Source organism: Nostoc sp. (assembly GCF_036917755.1).
GTDB lineage: Bacteria > Cyanobacteriota > Cyanobacteriia > Cyanobacteriales > Nostocaceae > Nostoc.
In genome coordinates this window covers 1-16,433 of record NZ_JBALFC010000063.1, presented here as the reverse complement: position 1 = coordinate 16,433, position 16,433 = coordinate 1, and the positions used below count along the sequence as shown (strand labels likewise).

Annotated in this window: 11 protein-coding genes; 6 read left to right on the top strand and 5 right to left on the bottom strand. The window is 41.1% G+C overall.

The window, feature by feature from the left end:
* Window positions 1-115 precede the first annotated feature (115 nt).
* On the top strand, window positions 116-745 hold the full coding sequence (locus tag V7L05_RS15445; protein ID WP_335165214.1) for a transposase: 630 nt from the start codon (window positions 116-118) through the stop codon (window positions 743-745).
* Between the two features lie 48 nt (window positions 746-793).
* Here the strand turns inward: V7L05_RS15445 and V7L05_RS15440 are convergent, their stop codons facing one another.
* Window positions 794-2,338 (bottom strand): phenylacetate--CoA ligase family protein, encoded by a 1,545-nt coding sequence (locus V7L05_RS15440; protein ID WP_335165212.1) that lies wholly within the window; start codon window positions 2,336-2,338, stop codon window positions 794-796.
* Window positions 2,339-2,698: 360 nt separating this feature from the next.
* On the opposite strand from V7L05_RS15440, the gene V7L05_RS15435 reads away from it, so the two are divergent.
* Both V7L05_RS15435 and V7L05_RS15430 read left to right on the top strand, forming a co-directional pair.
* The gene (locus V7L05_RS15435) at window positions 2,699-4,387 is read left to right on the top strand and encodes a serine/threonine-protein kinase (protein WP_335165210.1); all 1,689 of its coding nucleotides are present in this window, start codon (window positions 2,699-2,701) and stop codon (window positions 4,385-4,387) included.
* A gap of 64 nt (window positions 4,388-4,451) precedes the next feature.
* Window positions 4,452-6,596, top strand: a complete 2,145-nt coding sequence (locus tag V7L05_RS15430) for a serine/threonine-protein kinase (protein WP_335165208.1) — start codon at window positions 4,452-4,454, stop codon at window positions 6,594-6,596.
* Between the two features lie 331 nt (window positions 6,597-6,927).
* Here V7L05_RS15430 and V7L05_RS15425 read toward each other — a convergent pair whose 3' ends face one another.
* The 4 genes from V7L05_RS15425 to V7L05_RS15410 all read right to left on the bottom strand — a co-directional run bounded on the left by V7L05_RS15425 (window position 6,928) and on the right by V7L05_RS15410 (window position 12,716).
* Window positions 6,928-8,319 carry a hypothetical protein gene (locus tag V7L05_RS15425; RefSeq protein WP_335165206.1) on the bottom strand — a complete coding sequence of 464 codons (1,392 nt, stop codon included), beginning with the start codon at window positions 8,317-8,319 and terminating at the stop codon, window positions 6,928-6,930.
* Window positions 8,320-8,896: 577 nt separating this feature from the next.
* On the bottom strand, window positions 8,897-10,567 hold the full coding sequence (locus V7L05_RS15420) for a phosphatidylglycerol lysyltransferase domain-containing protein (protein WP_335165215.1): 1,671 nt from the start codon (window positions 10,565-10,567) through the stop codon (window positions 8,897-8,899).
* A 129-nt stretch (window positions 10,568-10,696) separates the two neighbouring features.
* Window positions 10,697-11,599 carry an alpha/beta hydrolase gene (locus V7L05_RS15415; RefSeq protein ID WP_335165204.1) on the bottom strand — a complete coding sequence of 301 codons (903 nt, stop codon included), beginning with the start codon at window positions 11,597-11,599 and terminating at the stop codon, window positions 10,697-10,699.
* Between the two features lie 139 nt (window positions 11,600-11,738).
* The gene (locus tag V7L05_RS15410) at window positions 11,739-12,716 is read right to left on the bottom strand and encodes an alpha/beta hydrolase (RefSeq protein ID WP_335165203.1); all 978 of its coding nucleotides are present in this window, start codon (window positions 12,714-12,716) and stop codon (window positions 11,739-11,741) included.
* Window positions 12,717-12,886: 170 nt separating this feature from the next.
* Between V7L05_RS15410 and V7L05_RS15405 the strand changes: the two genes are divergently transcribed.
* From V7L05_RS15405 to V7L05_RS15395, 3 genes are all read left to right on the top strand, one after another.
* On the top strand, window positions 12,887-13,822 hold the full coding sequence (locus V7L05_RS15405; protein WP_335165202.1) for a lysylphosphatidylglycerol synthase domain-containing protein: 936 nt from the start codon (window positions 12,887-12,889) through the stop codon (window positions 13,820-13,822).
* A 417-nt stretch (window positions 13,823-14,239) separates the two neighbouring features.
* Window positions 14,240-15,544, top strand: a complete 1,305-nt coding sequence (locus tag V7L05_RS15400) for an ATP-binding protein (RefSeq protein WP_335165200.1) — start codon at window positions 14,240-14,242, stop codon at window positions 15,542-15,544.
* A partial coding sequence (locus V7L05_RS15395) for a tetratricopeptide repeat protein (protein ID WP_335165198.1) occupies window positions 15,522-16,433 on the top strand: 912 nt, incomplete at its 3' end. The genes V7L05_RS15400 and V7L05_RS15395, both read left to right, overlap by 23 nt.

Below are 16,433 nucleotides of genomic sequence, written 5' to 3'. Positions count from 1 at the left end.
TTATGGCTTAACTAACTTTAATAGTTTTAGGAGAAGGATTTTACTAAACTGGCATTTCTGTTGTTAATTTAACATATTTAGTCTGGGAGAGCCATTTTATATCAAAGATGTAATCATGAATAATTACGATCCTCAACCAGAAAACAACAAACCCAAATACAAAGGTAAATATCGAATTGATTCAACCCGTTTGCCAGCATGGAGTTATGCTAGTAATGCCGGATATTTCGTGACTATTTGCACCGACGGTAAAAAATGCTTTTTTGGTGAGGTTGTGCAGGGTGAAATGCAGCGATCGCCAATTGGAGAAATTGCTCAGAAATTGTGGTACCAGATTCCTAATCATTTTTCTAATTGCCAGATAGATTCGTTTTGCGTCATGCCTAATCATATTCACGGGATTTTGGTTATTAATCAAATACGAGAAGACGCGATTCAAACGATTCAAACACAAGAAGACGCGATGAATCCCGTCTCTACAAATGGGGATGGTCAACGGGGTGGGGTTACTGGGTTATTTAATCCGATGTTGTCTAAAAATTCCCTTTCTAAAATTATTAGATGGTACAAAGGACGATGTACATTTGAAATTAATCAAATATATCAAGGTTTTGGATGGCAAGAAAGGTTTCATGACAACATAATTCGTAATGAATTTGCCCTCGTTCAAATTAGACAATATATTATCAATAACCCAATCAATTGGGAACGCGATCGCGAAAAACCACCCCATTCCCCCTTGTAGAGACGCGATTCATCGCGTCTTCTTGTATTTAATTCATCGCGTCTTGTACTATTGACGCGTATAACGATGTTTCACCCCAATGGGGAAATATTCAAAATCACCCATTGGCGCTAATGCAACTTGTGGTGTTTGATATTCTGCGGGAACATAATTTGCAAACTCGCTATTTAGGCGTAGCAGTTGTGAAAGAATAGAAGATGCGATCGCTTCTCTTCGATCTTCACTACCCTCTACCCCTGCTCCTAACTCCACAACCACAGATAAAAATCGATTCTTATCTGCATCTTCCTGTACCTGCAACACAAATTTACCCGTCACCCATTCTTGAATTCCTGGTTGTTCTAATCCCACCGTCACATTTTCTGGATAGATATTTGCACCAAAGTAGGAAACTGTAAAGTTAGAACGACCGAAGACATAAACGAAAGGTAGCTGATGAATACCTCTAAGGGAGTGGGTAATGGGGAGTGGGGAGTGGGGAGTGGGGAGTGGGGAGTTCTCTAACGCTGCAACAGGGTTAAATCCCCATTCAGCTAAAAATTGCAGCATGGCATCATAACTAATTATCCCGCCAGTATCCAAGATGTCATAACGCACTAAGGGAATACCGTTATCTCCAGAAAACAGCAATCCGCCATCTTCAACTTCAAAAAAGCGACTGCAAGGATCATATTGTACCAACGTGGGTAAACGCGATTCCCCAAATAAAGCTCTAGCTGCATCGGGATTTATTGCCAAAAAACGCCGAATGCAGATACTTAACGGTGTTTCATTACCCAAAACTCCCGCATCCGCAGTGCCGTAAAGTGATGCAAAATCATAACAGGGATTTTGTGAACCAACTCTTTCGCCAACCAAACTCCGCCATTCTTCACTAAATACTTCCCCCGCCATCACTAATTTAATCTGATATTGCTGCCACTCCACACCACAAGCGATACCAGTATCAATCACATCTTTTAAAAATGGCGGGTATCCCAATAACACCACTTGCTCAAATCCTGAACCTAGTTCTTGGACAACTCGCAAGATTTCTTCTTTGTTGTTACCAGGAGTAATTACAGTGATGGGATAACCTTTGCTAGCAAGATAACGACAGCAATTAGTAGTAAACATTCCACCTACCCAAGTGCCCAAAGTGAAACAAATTACTGCTAGGGTACGTCTGGTATCTGAATAGAAACTATCGTGAAAAATCTGTTCAAAGCGTGTGGCGATTTGGAGTTCATCTGTGAGAAAACGAGGCCAAAATGTCGGTTTCCCACTGGAACCAGAAGAAGCAGCTATCATGTCGCACCCTTGGAGTTGTCCGTTGCGGCACAAGTCAGCTAAGGGATAACGCAGGATATAATTTTGTTTAGCGATCGCTGGTAGTTTTTGAAACTCCTCCAAGGTTTGAATAGTCGCGGGATTAATTTCCCTTTCTGCTAAAAACGCCTTGTAAGCTGGTACATTAGCCGCCACATCGTGAAATAAACTCAAAGCTGCCGAAGTTGGAGTGTTGAGATGCCGTTGCAGTACCGTTTCTAGGGGGGTAGACAAAAAATCTTCAAATGCTTTAATTACTTGCTGCTGTCGTGGTTTGTAGTTCATGATGCTTGTTGTTTATCCTGAAGTAAAACCAAAATAATTCGTAATTCGTAATTCGTAATTCGTAATGACGCACTTCGACCCTTCTCTACGAGACGCTACGCGAACGACGCAGGCTCAGGGCAGGCAAGCTCTGTTACCACTCGAATACTCGCTAAGGGACTTCCAAGAAATAAATTATCCATCTTGTGGGGTGGGCATCTTGCCCGCCCTGAATATGGGACGGGTGAGGACATCCATCCCACAAGAAAATTTGGGATGTTTTTTTATTTGTCAGTCCCTAATGTAATTCGTAGGATATCCGAAAATGAGGGTATGCGCGTTGTAGTTAGTCAATAAAACCTTAATTTATCCTTGGGCACCATGCAGCTCTATTGCAGTAAACAACACACAAATAATGGCATTAACCGCTTTTGTACCCATTGTGGTGAACCATTACCTCTTGCTGTGGGGCAGATTGTGGATAATCGCTATCAAATTATCCGTCATCTAGGGCAGGGCGGCTTTGGACGCACCTATTTGGCGGAAGATAGAGATAAGTCCGATCAAATATGTGTGCTGAAGGAATTTGCACCCCAAGTACAAGAACAGCAAGATTTACAAAAAGCTAAAGAGTTATTTGAACGAGAAGCAAATGTTCTGAAAAAACTCCAGCATTCGCAAATTCCGCGTTTTCACGCCTCGCTACAAGTGAAAATAGGTACTAAAGATTTTTTCTTTCTGGTGCAAGATTATGTGGAAGGTGACAATTATTACCAATTATTAGAACAGCGCGAAAGTCAAGGAAAAACCTTCAGTGAAGAGGAACTAATAACCCTTCTGCAACAGATTTTACCCGTGTTATCCTACATCCACTCACAAGATGTAGTTCACCGCGATATCACTCCTGATAATTTGATTTGGCGACGTTCTGATAATCTGCCAGTGTTAATTGATTTTGGTGGTGTCAAGCAATTGCCAGCTTCTCAAGGTTTTTGGCGCACTAAGTTAGTTGGAAATAACACTTTACTGGGTAAAAAGGGCTACGCTCCAGAAGAACAGCTACGGCAGGGTAAAGTATTTTTAAGTAGTGATTTCTATTCTTTGGCGGTGACGACATTGGTGTTGCTCACAGGTAAAGAGCCGCAAAAATTATACGACAGCTATCAGGGAATTTGGGCATGGGGAAAGGAAATCCAAGTTAGTCCCCAACTAGAAGTGGTGTTAAAAAAGATGCTGGCTTATAAACCGAGCGATCGCTACCAACGAGCCGAGCAAATCCTCAAAGATTTACCATCGTCAACTGTTACAAAATCTCCAAGTAATTATATTACCACCAAGATTAAGACGATGGTAGTTGCTCCCGGAAGACAACGCGCCAGTGCTATTGTCAGTAGATTACAAAGCCAAACGCAAGCACTCGCTAAACCGATATCTTGGCCTGTTTGGATTCGCCCTTTTGTGATCAGTTTAGGGGGAACAGCTTTAGTTGGATTAACTTTGGCGGCAGGAAATGCAGTCATTCGGACTGTAACTTCAATCACCATTCCCTCAATTTCATTACCGCAAATTCCCCAGTTTCCCAATCCGATCGCTAAACCAGTCAGCGACAAAGGAAAAAATGGCGAACTCCAACAAATTAACAGTCGTCGCCAACAGCTAGAAATTACTGAAGGATTTTTTATTCCCTTTGTAGATAATTTATTTTATACAAAAAAACCGGAATTAAAAGGACGTAGCTTGACATCTAAACCTGAAGATGCTGGTTTACGAGATGAATGGTCTAGTATTGCTGACGATTTATTGAATAAACTAGAACAGGCTGATCTGAGTACAGCAGCACGTCGTCAACTGGGTAAATATACTGCACAAAATTACGAAACATGGAGACGACAAGCGCGATCGGGGCAGTTTGGGAATTATACAATTGATCAACTGAACAAAGACACAAATGAAAAATTTGATCGGTTGTTTCCTGGTCAGCAGCGTGGGAAACTGAATCAACAGACTTTTGGTCAAATTTGGTATGCGATCGCAGCTGATCAAATCAGTAAAGTACAATCTGGCAAGTAACGAGAGATGAGGGAGATGAGGGGGATGAGGGAGATAAGGGAGAAATAAGCAATGCCAATGCCCAATGACAAAATTATATTGTTCTAAAGTACATGAAAATTCCCCAGGTAGTCGTTTTTGTCTCCAGTGTGGTGAAAAGTTGTTGGATACGCCCATGAGTTATAGTATTCAACCGGGACTAACTTTAGGCGATCGCTATCTAATTGTGCGTCAAATTGGTCAAGGTGGCTTTGGACGCACTTATTTAGCTGAAGATGTCAACCGTTTCCGCGAACTTTGTGTTTTAAAGGAATTTTCACCCCAAGTTCAAACCGCTTACGTTGTTCAAAAAGCTGAAGAACTGTTTGAGAGAGAAGCGAGTGTTCTTTATAAACTGCAACATCCCCAAATTCCCCGCTTCCGGGAACTGCTGAGGATGAATTTAGGGGGCAAAGAATATCTGTTTTTGGTGCAAGATTATGTCGAAGGTGAAACTTACAATTCGTTGTTAGATGCCCGGATACAAAGGGGTTTGCGCTTTACAGAAGCGGAAGTACACCAATTGTTGCTTTTAATTTTGCCAGTGTTGGAATACATCCACTCACTAGGAGTAATTCATCGAGATATTTCTCCAGATAACTTAATGCTTCGGACTGTTGACCAACTGCCAGTGTTAATTGATTTTGGCGGTGTCAAACAAGTAGTAGCAACTGTTGCTTCCCAATATTACCAACCCGGTGTAGTTGCACCTCCCCCAGCACCAACCCTATTGGGTAAAGTAGGATTTGCACCCCCAGAACAAATGCAAACTGGGATGGTATCTCCCCACAGCGACTTGTATGCTTTGGCCGCAACAATGCTGGTTTTACTGACAGGAAAACAACCCCAAGAATTAATTGATGCCTACACTCTCAGTTGGCAGTGGCGACGAGAAGTTAGCCTGAGTCAAACTTTGGCACAGGTACTAGATAAAATGTTATCTCCCAGACCAAGCGATCGCTATCAATCAGCCCGTCAAGTACTCCAAGCCCTCAACCCACCCCCAGCTAACTATCCCCCAACTCAATATCCCACCCCACCACAACCCACATCCGCCACCGTCGCCATCTCTCCCTTATCCCCCTCATCCCCCTCATCCCCCTCATCTCCCTGGTGGACACCTACAAAAATCTTCCTTGCTGCGGCGGCGGTAGCTGGTAGTGTTGGATTAATTTGGTGGGGAATGAATAGCAGCCGCGATGTAGTGGAAGTCAAACCTACTCCCACAGCCAGACCAATTCCAACTGAAGAACCAACCGATCCCTTAGCGCAATATTCACCAGCAGAACGGGAACGCAAAGAAAGATTAAGCGATCGCCGTCAACAATTGGGTATTGATGAGAAATTCTACATTAACTTGGTGAATCAAGTTTTTTGGGACAGAAACCCCAGTTTACGGGGACGCACTCTCAGCAACGGTACTGAAGATGAGAGTTTGCGGGCAGAATGGGATAAAACAGCCTCAGAATTGCTGGAAAAGCTAGCGCCACTGAGTAATAAAGCACGTCAACATCTGGGAACTTACACAACTGCTGAACGCGATCGCTGGAAACTACAAGTCAACAAAATCAACGTTGGTAGTCGTTCTTTGGCTGATTTGGGAAATGCTGCCTTTTTAAGTGTATTCCCTGAACAGCGTGGTAAAGATTTTCTAAATCAGCCCATTGGACAAGTTTGGTACGGTTTTGTTAGCGATCGGCTTAGTGCTATCCTCGCCGGTAGCGCTTTCGAGAAACTTGTCTTTGATCCGGGCGCTACTGGGAAAATAGTTAGCGGTACTCTCCAACCTGGTGGTGGTAAAGTATTCATTGCTGGACTTGCCAAAGAGCAATCTCTGGAATTGAAGCTAGAAGCAAATTCCCAAGTTTTGTTATCAGTCTATTCACCCTCTGGCAAAATTCAATTTTTAGAAGATTCTACCCAGCGTCGTTTCTCAACTAAATTACCAGAAAAGGGATTTTACGAGTTTGTCGTGGTTTCCACAGCATCGAAACCGGTAGATTATCAACTCAGCATTACAGTGGAAAATCCCACTCCTCCCCCATCGCCAACGCCCACGGAAACACCCACGCTTACACCAACTCCTACGCCAACGCCAACTCCCACGCTTACACCAACTCCTACACCCACTCCCACAGAAACCGCCACACCTGAACCGACACCGACGCAAGAAACAAAGTCCAAGCTCTAGCTGTATTTTAGGGAACCCATCATCCATTAATCGTAGGATGCGTTAGACGGAACATCTAACGCACCGCAACAGTTCAAGATGGTGTCGTACTCTCAGGGCTATTTCATTCTCATCTAGTCCGCGTCAGAATGAATTCTGAGTCTAATAGCACTCATTCGTCTAAAGACGACTAAGAAAAGGTTATAGATTATAGTCCGTTTTAACGGACTTTAGCTATTAACCCTGAACTTCAGTTCTGGGCAGTTTCTGTGTAGAATAAAATAGCCCTGGTCGTACTCTGTGCGCTAACACACCCTAAAAAATTTGGCAAAAATTAGAATTGCTATGCAATCTAATTGTCAATACAGACAGAAGTAAGTTTGCTGTAATATTCAGTTTTTGCATAGATGCTGATCATGCTATCACCAACTGCAAAAAAAGTACCTTCTTGCTCATCTTTAGAAAATTGCAAATCGGGGTATTTAGCAGCAGCTTCTTCAGCAGTCATGGCTTTTGCTTCCATTTGATCTGGCAATAGTCCAGTACAACCAATGTAAAATACTAAGGGAGATATCTTATCTTGGTAGATATTTTCTGCATATTGTTCTAGCTTCTTATTTGCCGTCGTTAAAGCTGCAACCATTTCTTCTTTGCTAATCTGCTTACCAGTTTGTTTATCCTGCAATAACTGCGCCAAGCTATCAGCACCAACTTTCTTAAGAATACCTGCAACAATACCATTTTGTTCAAGCCCAAGAAAATCATCAAAAATTGGTTTCATAAACTCGTCAACTTTCGTAATCTTGGTGCGTGATGAAAGTAACCTGTGCCTAACAGCGAGATTCTGATCAAATGCCATTTCAAAACTCGCCTTAATGATAATTTCTCCAGTTTCTTTGTCATAAAGACGATACATTCTATTGAGAAATTTGTTAGCCGAGGGTAACTTACTGAGATTCAGAATATCTTGACTACCGATGTCGATTTTATAGCTCAACCTTGAGTCAAGAGTTCCACTAATTAAACCTTCATTGATATCAGTGTATTCGTTAGTTGTAGGAAAGTTGATGTAAATATTCTTAGACAAATAGTGCTTTTGAAACTCATCTAACTGTGCCGCTATAAATACATCTGACTCCTTTTTTAAGTGAGCGCAAATAATACTAGTCAGTACTTTAATTTCTGCTAGTTCATTAAATAGTCCATCAATGCTGCTATAACAACTATTAGCAGCTACAAGCGGCAAGTTATCTAACTGAATGGTATATTCAGCATTGAAGTCAAATTCTTCTACATCCAGTACGCCCTTTTCTTTGAGCAAGTCAAAGGCTTTTTTACTGCTGATTTTGACTTGTAAGGACTTTATATTGATTTTGCCGTCACTTACAATTGTGTAGTTATTAAAGCTATTCAGGTCATTTACCAGCAAACCTGCTATTTCAAGAGTGGGGGTTTGGTCTTCAAATTTGGCAAGTTTGACTTTGCGTTTGATAAGCATATTGATAGTAGCAGTATTGCGATTAAACTGAAACTCGCCCATACCAACATACTCAGCATTATCCATATATTCTGTTCTCAACCAAGGTTGAAGCAGTTCCCCATTTTCGTTTCTAACACCTTTAACACGCTTGATACCTGTTCTTTGATAATGTTCTTGTAGGTGTTTGATGTTGACAATAATATTGTGGCGATATTGTGTAAAAATTTGGATTAGTTCTACAAGAGAAATTTGATTATTTGTCATATTGCCACCTTATAAAGGTCAAGAATCTTTTCAAGCCACGGTTACTGAGGGACTTCCAAGAAATAAATTATCCAAATAAACGAACCACTCCAGACGCAGAGAAGCCAGTGCGTTGCGGGGGTGGAGGAGTTTGTAGCAACTGGCGTAACACAGAGAGAAGAGAAATAGAGAGGATTTTTGCATCAGTTTTGGGATTTTTTTATTTGGAAGTCCCTGAAGTCGATTATTCTTCCAAAATAAGCTGTTACAACCGTGCATAATTGAAGCACAAACACACAAAAATTTGATGCCAAATATATCCTAAAATTGACATAGGCCACACAAATATTCTGCGATCATAATTGCATTCACCAACGAACTACTATAGGCGTTCAGTTATTACAAACTTTGGGCATCACTTGCCAAACTTCGCGTTGCATACTCACCGGATATTTTCTTTATAGTACAATTGTATCATAAATATGCCAAGTTGTGTAGGCGTAGCCTTGTGTCGGGGTAAAATACCCGTTACAAAACTTAATTACGAACGCGAGTGCGTGCCGGAGGCTCTATTACGAATTACGAATTACGAATTATTTTAAGCTCCAGGTTTGAAATAATCGAAGAGGCGATCGCCTGAATCTGCGCGAATCAATGCCACAACTACATCGGGTAAGGCGGTTAAACTGGGGTAAACCAAATAACGTGGTTCCCAACGGGGGCGGAACTTCTCTCTGTAGGCGTGCAGTCCCTTGAAATTATAGAAGCGATTCAAATGCCCATAAAGATAGTGCAATATTTTTTCCAAGCGGCGCGATTCTGGGTAGTCTCCAACTCCCGCAAGGGCAGAAAGACCGAAATTAAAGCTGTCGTACCCACCCTCTTTAAAATGTTGGAGTAGGGAAATAAATAGAAAGTCCATTGTGCCATTTTCAATTGACGGGCGGTGTCGCATCATGTCAATAGTGGCTTCGTTGAGTTGGTACTCGCTGAGAATGTTGACAAAGGCGCTGATCTGACCTTCAGGATTATGCACCACAGCAATCTCGCACTCTCGCAGGTAAGCTTCTTCAAACCAACCCAAAGAAAATTGTTTTTCCGAACCTTGTACCATTTTCAGCCATTCATCACTGACAGGTTTGAGTCGGTGCAACAAAGCATCGGCGATGGGTGGTTGGTAAAAGTCGATTTGGTATCCTAGCTTAGTTAAACGACTAATTGATGGTCTAAAGTTTTTCCCGGCTTTACCTTGTAACGTAAAACTTTTTAGATCAACGATCGCTTCTTCTCCAATCTTGAGTACTTTAAACCCCAACGACTTGTAAAGCTCAACATCATCGGGCATCGTTTGGTAAAAGCCAGGATACCAGTCATTGCGCTGGCAAAACTGCTGGAAAGCAATAATTGTCTCTTTGCGGTCTTCAATTGGGCCGATGGGATCTCCTAAAGCGATCGCGCCCCGTCCTTTAGGAACATAAGCAATTACACTATTACCCGAAGGACTGAAATAATAACTTTTATCATTTAAAAGTGTGAACGCTGCTAAAGAAGAACATCCATATTGCTCAACAATTTGTTTAGCTTTTTGTCGCTCATGTGTAGTTGCAAGATTCCGCCAAAACACAGGTTGCAATAGCATTACTATTGCGTATGTAATAGTACCTGCGGCAATAATATAGATAGAATTAGCAAAAAAATCTCCAAATCGGCTTTTTGGTTGCAGTCCCCAATTATCCTCGGTGAAGAACATCGCTAAAGTCTGAACTATCGCTTCACGCCAATTAAAATTCTCTGAAAACTTGCCGTCTAACAAGTAAAATCCAATAGTTCCGTATGCCAGAGTAAATAATAAAGCGCCGATCAGCGCTCGAACTCCCCGTGCAATTGAAGGACGATCTGATTGCGCCGTGAAAAAATGGCGCATCAAAATTAATTGCACCAACAAAACTCCAGAGAGTAGACTTTCTTCATAGTCCAATCCCTTCAGCAAGTGGCTGAAAATGGAAATCACTAGTAAAGTAATCGTCAGTAACCAGGCGATTTTTTTTCGGCGTAATAAGTTAGTAGCAAGTGCTAGTAAAACAAACCCAGTCAACGCTGCAAATATATGACCACTGGCACGAATTTCAAATGGTAAAAATTCCTTCAACCAGTGATTTCGCCCGTATAGGGTAGGTGTCACTGCTGACAACAAATTTACTACTCCGACTAAACCTGTAAGGAAAGCTGCACTCCAAAGTCCAATCTGAGTTTTTAAATTATTAGTCATTTGTTCTTTGTCATTTGTCATTTGTCATTTGTCATTTGTCATTTGTTATTTGTTTTGGCGTTAAAACTCCTAACTCCTAACTCCCCTACTTGCTACAGACGCGATTAATCGCGTCTCTACTCCCCACTCCTAACTCTTAACTTTTTTAAACTGTTCACCTACATAGGAGAGCGAATCTTTGAGATGTTTGTGAAAGTAGTTCCAGCCTATATCTGCACCAGACAAACCATGACCTCCAGGAAATGCATAAAATACGTGAGCAATGCCTAATTTATTTAAGGTTTCATTGAAGGTTTTGGTAGAAGCCAGTAAATTAGTATCATTCAGACCTGCATCCAGGTAAACACGCAATCGCTTCCTATCTTCAACTGGTAGCTGTTGCACGATTTGTTGGGGACTATTTTGTGAACCACTATTATCGGTAAAATAACCGCTATGGCTAAACAAAATCTGGAAGTTGTTGAGATAGCGTAACCCAATATTAAAAGCCCCCCATCCCCCAGAAGACAGACCTCCCAGCGCCCAAAACTGGGGTTCTTCCACAGTGCGGTAGCGCGACTTGACAACTTGTACTAATTCTGAACCAATCAAAGTCCCCACTTTACCATTCGGCCCATCAAAATAATCAGGATCATACAAAGGACTAGAACCGCGATTATCATTACCATCAGGTGTAATCACAATCGATGGCGGTAATTTTCCACTTTGATAAAGTTCATGCAGTACGTCTAAGAGTGCGTATTTATCAGCGTAAGCACGAGCATCATCATGACCACCGTGTAATAAGAATATCACAGGGTAGCGCTTTTGCTGATTTTTGTTATAGCCAGGGGGCAAAATCACACCGTAGTTACGGACTGCACCCATTGCTTGGGAGTTGAAGGTTGCTAATTGAAACTTTAGCCCAGTATCTGCCTCTTCTGGGGGCGGGTCTAGTTGTGGCGCACCTAAGATGAATACATAATAATAACCGGCGGTCGTCAGGAGTGTGATCGCTCCTACTAAGCTAATTAAAAATTTAGAAATCTTCATATTCTTTTAGCGGTTAAAAAAAAATCACCTCCATTAGAACTTACTATAGTTAATCTGCTGAAAAATTGCACCAAAGTTTTCCACGTTGACATGCAAAGGTCAACTTTTTGGCAAAATCGCATTATTTTCACTGAAAGTTCTAATAACTTCGAGTATTTTTATCCCGATTAAAACCTAAATTCTCATCTCTCTGAGCTATTTCAGAAGCTCTAAATTGTTTTCCCACAAATGTCAAAGAATCCGCTAAGTGTTCACGCCAGTATTGCCAAGTGTGACTGCCAGGAAACTGACGAAACGAATTATAAATCTTGAGATTGTTTAGGACTTCAGTAAATCCTTTGGCTTCGCCGATTTCTTCAATATCTGATTTACCTGAATCTAGGTATATCCGCAATCTTTTTTTAGCTGGTGTGGAAATGGTTTTGATATAAGTTATTGGGCTATTCTTCGGGCCGCTTTTATCCTGAAAATAACCACTATGACTAAATAAAATCGAGAAATGATCCAGGTTGTGTAATCCCACATTCATTGCTCCCCAACCGCCAGAAGATAAACCACCTATCGCCCAAAAATCTGGATTAGTTAGTGTCCGATAACGGCTTTGCACAACTTTTACTAACTCATCCCCCACGGCTGTGGAGACTTTGCCGTTAGGGCCATCGATATATTGGGGGTCCCAGTAGGGACTAGAGCCACGTTTGTCGTTGCCATCTGGCGTAATGATGATGCTGGGTGGCAACTTACCTGTAGTATAAAGTTGTTCCACAGTCTTGAGAGCTTGTCCCTTATTCTGAATAAACCAATCAGTAGGATAACCATGTCCACCGTGGAGGAGAAAGATTACAGGATAGCTTTGTTTTAGGTTTTGTTTATAGCCTGGTGGTAAAGAAACGCCGTAGGTACGACTTGCGCCCATTACTTGACTATTGTAGGTTTCAATCTTGTAAGTTAGAGGAGTAGCTAAATCGCTAGTATTGGGCTGGGTTGAAAGAAGGGAAGGCGTTGTTTGTAAATCCTGCTGTTGAGGTGGTTTTGCTGTTACACTTTGACTGTAATTACAGCCAACTAGAGTTAATACTGAAACTAGCAAGAGAATTTTAGATTTTTTGTAGTTCATTAATCAGTTATCACTATAAAAACAACTCTGGTAGCTGGTGTTTGCCTTCAAAAGTTTATGCAAATGATATGTCAATTATGTGTCAACCTGATGGAAATTTTGCGACTGCTAGTAAATTAAAAGTCAAGAGTTAGGATACGTTTCTTCACTTAGCACTCAGGACTTTTAAAATGCTTAAAAAGTTGCGACTCAAATTTAGCACCCTGTTCGGCTTATCGCTGCTGGTGCTTTCTCTGTGGGCGATCGCTAACGAATTGCATGAGTATAATTATCGTGATATCCTCAACTCTCTAGCTGCTATTCCCAAAAGTCGCTTAAGCTGGGCAGTTTGGCTGACAGCATTGGGCTATTTAGTGATGATTGGGTACGATATCTTAGGTTTTAGCTACATTAATCGTTCCCTAAGTTGGAACAAGATTGCTCTAACCAGCTTTATTAGCTCTGCGTTTACTAATACCATAGGTTTTGCCTTGCTAACTGGCAGTGCTATCCGTTATCGATTTTACTCTAGTTGGGGAGTGTCAGCAGTTGCGATCGCTCAAGTAATTGCCTTCGCCAATTTTACTTTTTGGTTGGGGATGTTTGCCGTTGCAGGTTTGTTGTTTCTCATCAATCCCCTCAAAATTCCCACTCCATTACATTTACCTTTTACCACTGTGCGTCCCATCGGCGTGATTTTTCTCTTATTGGTCGCTGCTTATTTGCTTGGAAGTATTTTTATTAAACAACCATTAATAATTCGGGGACAAGAATTTCGATTTCCTTCTTTGAAAATATCCCTAGCTCAAATAGCAATTTCTAGTTTTGACTGGATTCTGGCGGCGGCGGTTCTTTATGTTGTGCTTCCTACTAATATATCTTTGTCCTATCTAGACTTTTTGGGAATCTACTTATTAGCGATGTTTGCAGGTGTTGTTAGTAATGTCCCCGGTGGTTTGGGAGTATTTGAAACTATAATTTTGCTGATTCTCTCTTCAAAAGTTTCGGCTGCGGCAGTTTTGGGATCAATGCTAGTTTATCGGGGAGTCTACTATTATTTACCTTTGCTATTAGCAGCAGCTTTGCTAGGAATATATGAAATTAAAAAAAATAGACCCCTTGCATAAATCACAAATAAGAACCCCAAAGAGCCAAAGCTACGCTTTGTCTTCCCCCAAATCCAGAATAGACTACATGGGGATACAAATTTACAGGTTTTGTGCAAAGTCTACCATCCTAAAACTTGAAGAAGCGATCGCTTTAACTCGGAGTTTCGTGTTCTAAGCTCGGAGTGTCGTGTTCTAAGCTCGGAGTGTCGTGTTCTAAGCTTAGAGTTTCGTGTTCCAAGCTCAGAGTTTCGTGTTCCAAGCTCGGAGTTTCGTGTTCTAAGCTCAGAGTTTCGTGTTCCAAGCTCGGAGTGTCGTGTTCTGAGGTGGAATGATGGTGTTGTGAGGGCGTAAGCGTAGCTCGTCGTAGACATCGCTCTAGTTTAGAATGTAAATTGACATCTGAATTGATACTTTACCCTTAGCCCCTAAGAGCAAATGTCTGAAGAATTATTAAAATCATTTCAGAAAGCATATAGAAATCTGGAGTTATTGCCGCTCCTGCAAGAAAAGGAATTAGATCAATTCCGAGTTGATTACGGTGGTGAAGTAATTGAAGAGTTAGAACAATTAGTTGAAGACAGTCCTACTGGTGATGGCAAGATTATTTTCACAGGACATCGGGGTTGTGGTAAATCTACGTTGTTAGCTGAATTTAGCAGGCAATTTCACGACCGTTATTTTGTGGTTTTATTCTCCATATCTGACACCATTGAAATGTCGGATGTTAACCATATTAATATTCTGTTTGCCATTGCAGTTAATTTAATGTATGAGGCAGAAGCACGCCAGGTTGAAATTCCTCAGTCAACTAAAGATGCTTTGTATAAATGGTTTGCAACTCGAACTAGGACTGAGGAGCTAAATCTTGAGGCTGAAAGTTCTGTGGGTTTTGACTTGCTCAAACTAATTAGCACGAAATTAAAAGCTGATGCTGCTGTTCGTTATGAAATTAAGCAGGAGTTTGAGAGAAAAATCACAGATTTGGTTGCCCGTATTAATGAAATTGCGGCTTTGGTAAGACTAGCTTCTAAGAAAGATGTTTTAGTGATTATTGATGACCTAGACAAACTGGAACTGGGAAGAGTTAATGATATTTATCGAGATAATATCAAAGCTCTCTGTTTACCTAATTTTAGAATCATTTACACTATACCTATTGCTGTTTTGCGAGATAAGTTTCTCAGACCATTAATTGAGACGGAAACAAACGATCAAGTTGTGGTTATGCCTGTTTTGAAGTTGTTTGAGAAGGGCAAAAGTCGTCAGGCTGGTTCACAACCTCGCCTTGAGGCTAAAAATGTTTTGTGTGAAATCTTAAATAAGCGGATTGCAGATGATTTGATAGAAATACCAGCCGCAGAAAAAATTGTTTTAAATAGCGGTGGTGTGCTGCGAGAGCTAATTAGAATTGCTAATGAATGTTGCAGAATTTGTCTGCGTTTAATCCGGCACAAACCGGGAGAGGCAGTAATTATTGATGATGATATTTTAGATAAAGCAATTAATAGTATTCGTAATGACTTTGCTGTGCCTTTAGGTAAGTTGGATTATGAAATATTACGAACTACTTATGAAAATTTTATCCCTGATGACCCTAAAGATCCAGAGTTTTTAGATTTGCTCCACGGGCTTTATGTTTTGGAATATCGCAATCGTCAAAACTGGTACGATGTTCACCCGATTGTGGTGGAACTATTGAAAGAACAGGGGTTGATAAATGGCAGCCAAGGAATTATTTGAGAGTGACGAACAAAATCAGGATGCTTATGATGATTTGATTGTGAGTATTCAGGCGAAAGAACAGGGTTTGAGTCTGCTAATAGGTGTTTGTGATGACTTAAATTTACGAGAGCAAATCATTGCTCAGTATGCAGCAGAATTAGAACCTGAATTTCGTACTTATCGAGTCATATTGGCAGGGGGTGAACCGAGTCTTAGGGCGGCTCTTTATCACTTGGTACAAAGTGAAGAATATTTGCTTGGGGGAGGTAAAGCTGTGATTACTGTAACAGGTGTAGAGCAGCTTTATTTTCTCAAACAAGGAGAGGATAGATCGCAACAAGAAATCTTTTTTGGTTACTTGCAATGGACAAGGGAAGCTTTACGCGAGTTTCCTTATCCAATTATTCTTTGGGTAACTAACCAAATTTTAATCAACTTGATTAAAAAAGCCCCAGATTTCTGGAGTTGGCGCAAGGGTGTATTCCGATTTTTATCTAGAAAGACTATTGCAGTTTCTCGTAGAGAACTGGAACCTATACGCTTTGCATTTACTGAGAGCGAGTTTTCAGGCTTTGATGATGAGAACCCTTATTTTTTGCCTATAGAAGACTTAAGAAAGTTAATTGAGCAAACAGAACAGCAAAGGGGAGAAAAAGATCCTAGTTTGGTTACGTTGTATTTAAGCCTGGGGAATATTTACAGAAGAAGATTACAGCATGGTGAGTCTCAAGATTATAAAACCGAACAAGACTTGGCTATTGAGTATCTTTGTAAGGCTGTTGAACTGCAACAAGAGTTAGGTTTGGATAGAGACTTAGCTAGTAGCCTCAATAACCTAGCGTCACTCTACGACTCTCAAGGCAGATACAGCGAAGCCGAACCCCTTTACATCCAAGCTTTAGCACTC

Coding starts and splice junctions, on each gene's coding strand:
- V7L05_RS15445 (WP_335165214.1), top strand. CDS start 116: ATGAATAATTACGATCCTCAACCAGAAAACAACAAACCCAAATACAAA.
- V7L05_RS15440 (WP_335165212.1), bottom strand. CDS start 2,338: ATGAACTACAAACCACGACAGCAGCAAGTAATTAAAGCATTTGAAGAT.
- V7L05_RS15435 (WP_335165210.1), top strand. CDS start 2,699: ATGCAGCTCTATTGCAGTAAACAACACACAAATAATGGCATTAACCGC.
- V7L05_RS15430 (WP_335165208.1), top strand. CDS start 4,452: ATGACAAAATTATATTGTTCTAAAGTACATGAAAATTCCCCAGGTAGT.
- V7L05_RS15425 (WP_335165206.1), bottom strand. CDS start 8,319: ATGACAAATAATCAAATTTCTCTTGTAGAACTAATCCAAATTTTTACA.
- V7L05_RS15420 (WP_335165215.1), bottom strand. CDS start 10,567: ATGACTAATAATTTAAAAACTCAGATTGGACTTTGGAGTGCAGCTTTC.
- V7L05_RS15415 (WP_335165204.1), bottom strand. CDS start 11,599: ATGAAGATTTCTAAATTTTTAATTAGCTTAGTAGGAGCGATCACACTC.
- V7L05_RS15410 (WP_335165203.1), bottom strand. CDS start 12,716: ATGAACTACAAAAAATCTAAAATTCTCTTGCTAGTTTCAGTATTAACT.
- V7L05_RS15405 (WP_335165202.1), top strand. CDS start 12,887: ATGCTTAAAAAGTTGCGACTCAAATTTAGCACCCTGTTCGGCTTATCG.
- V7L05_RS15400 (WP_335165200.1), top strand. CDS start 14,240: ATGTCTGAAGAATTATTAAAATCATTTCAGAAAGCATATAGAAATCTG.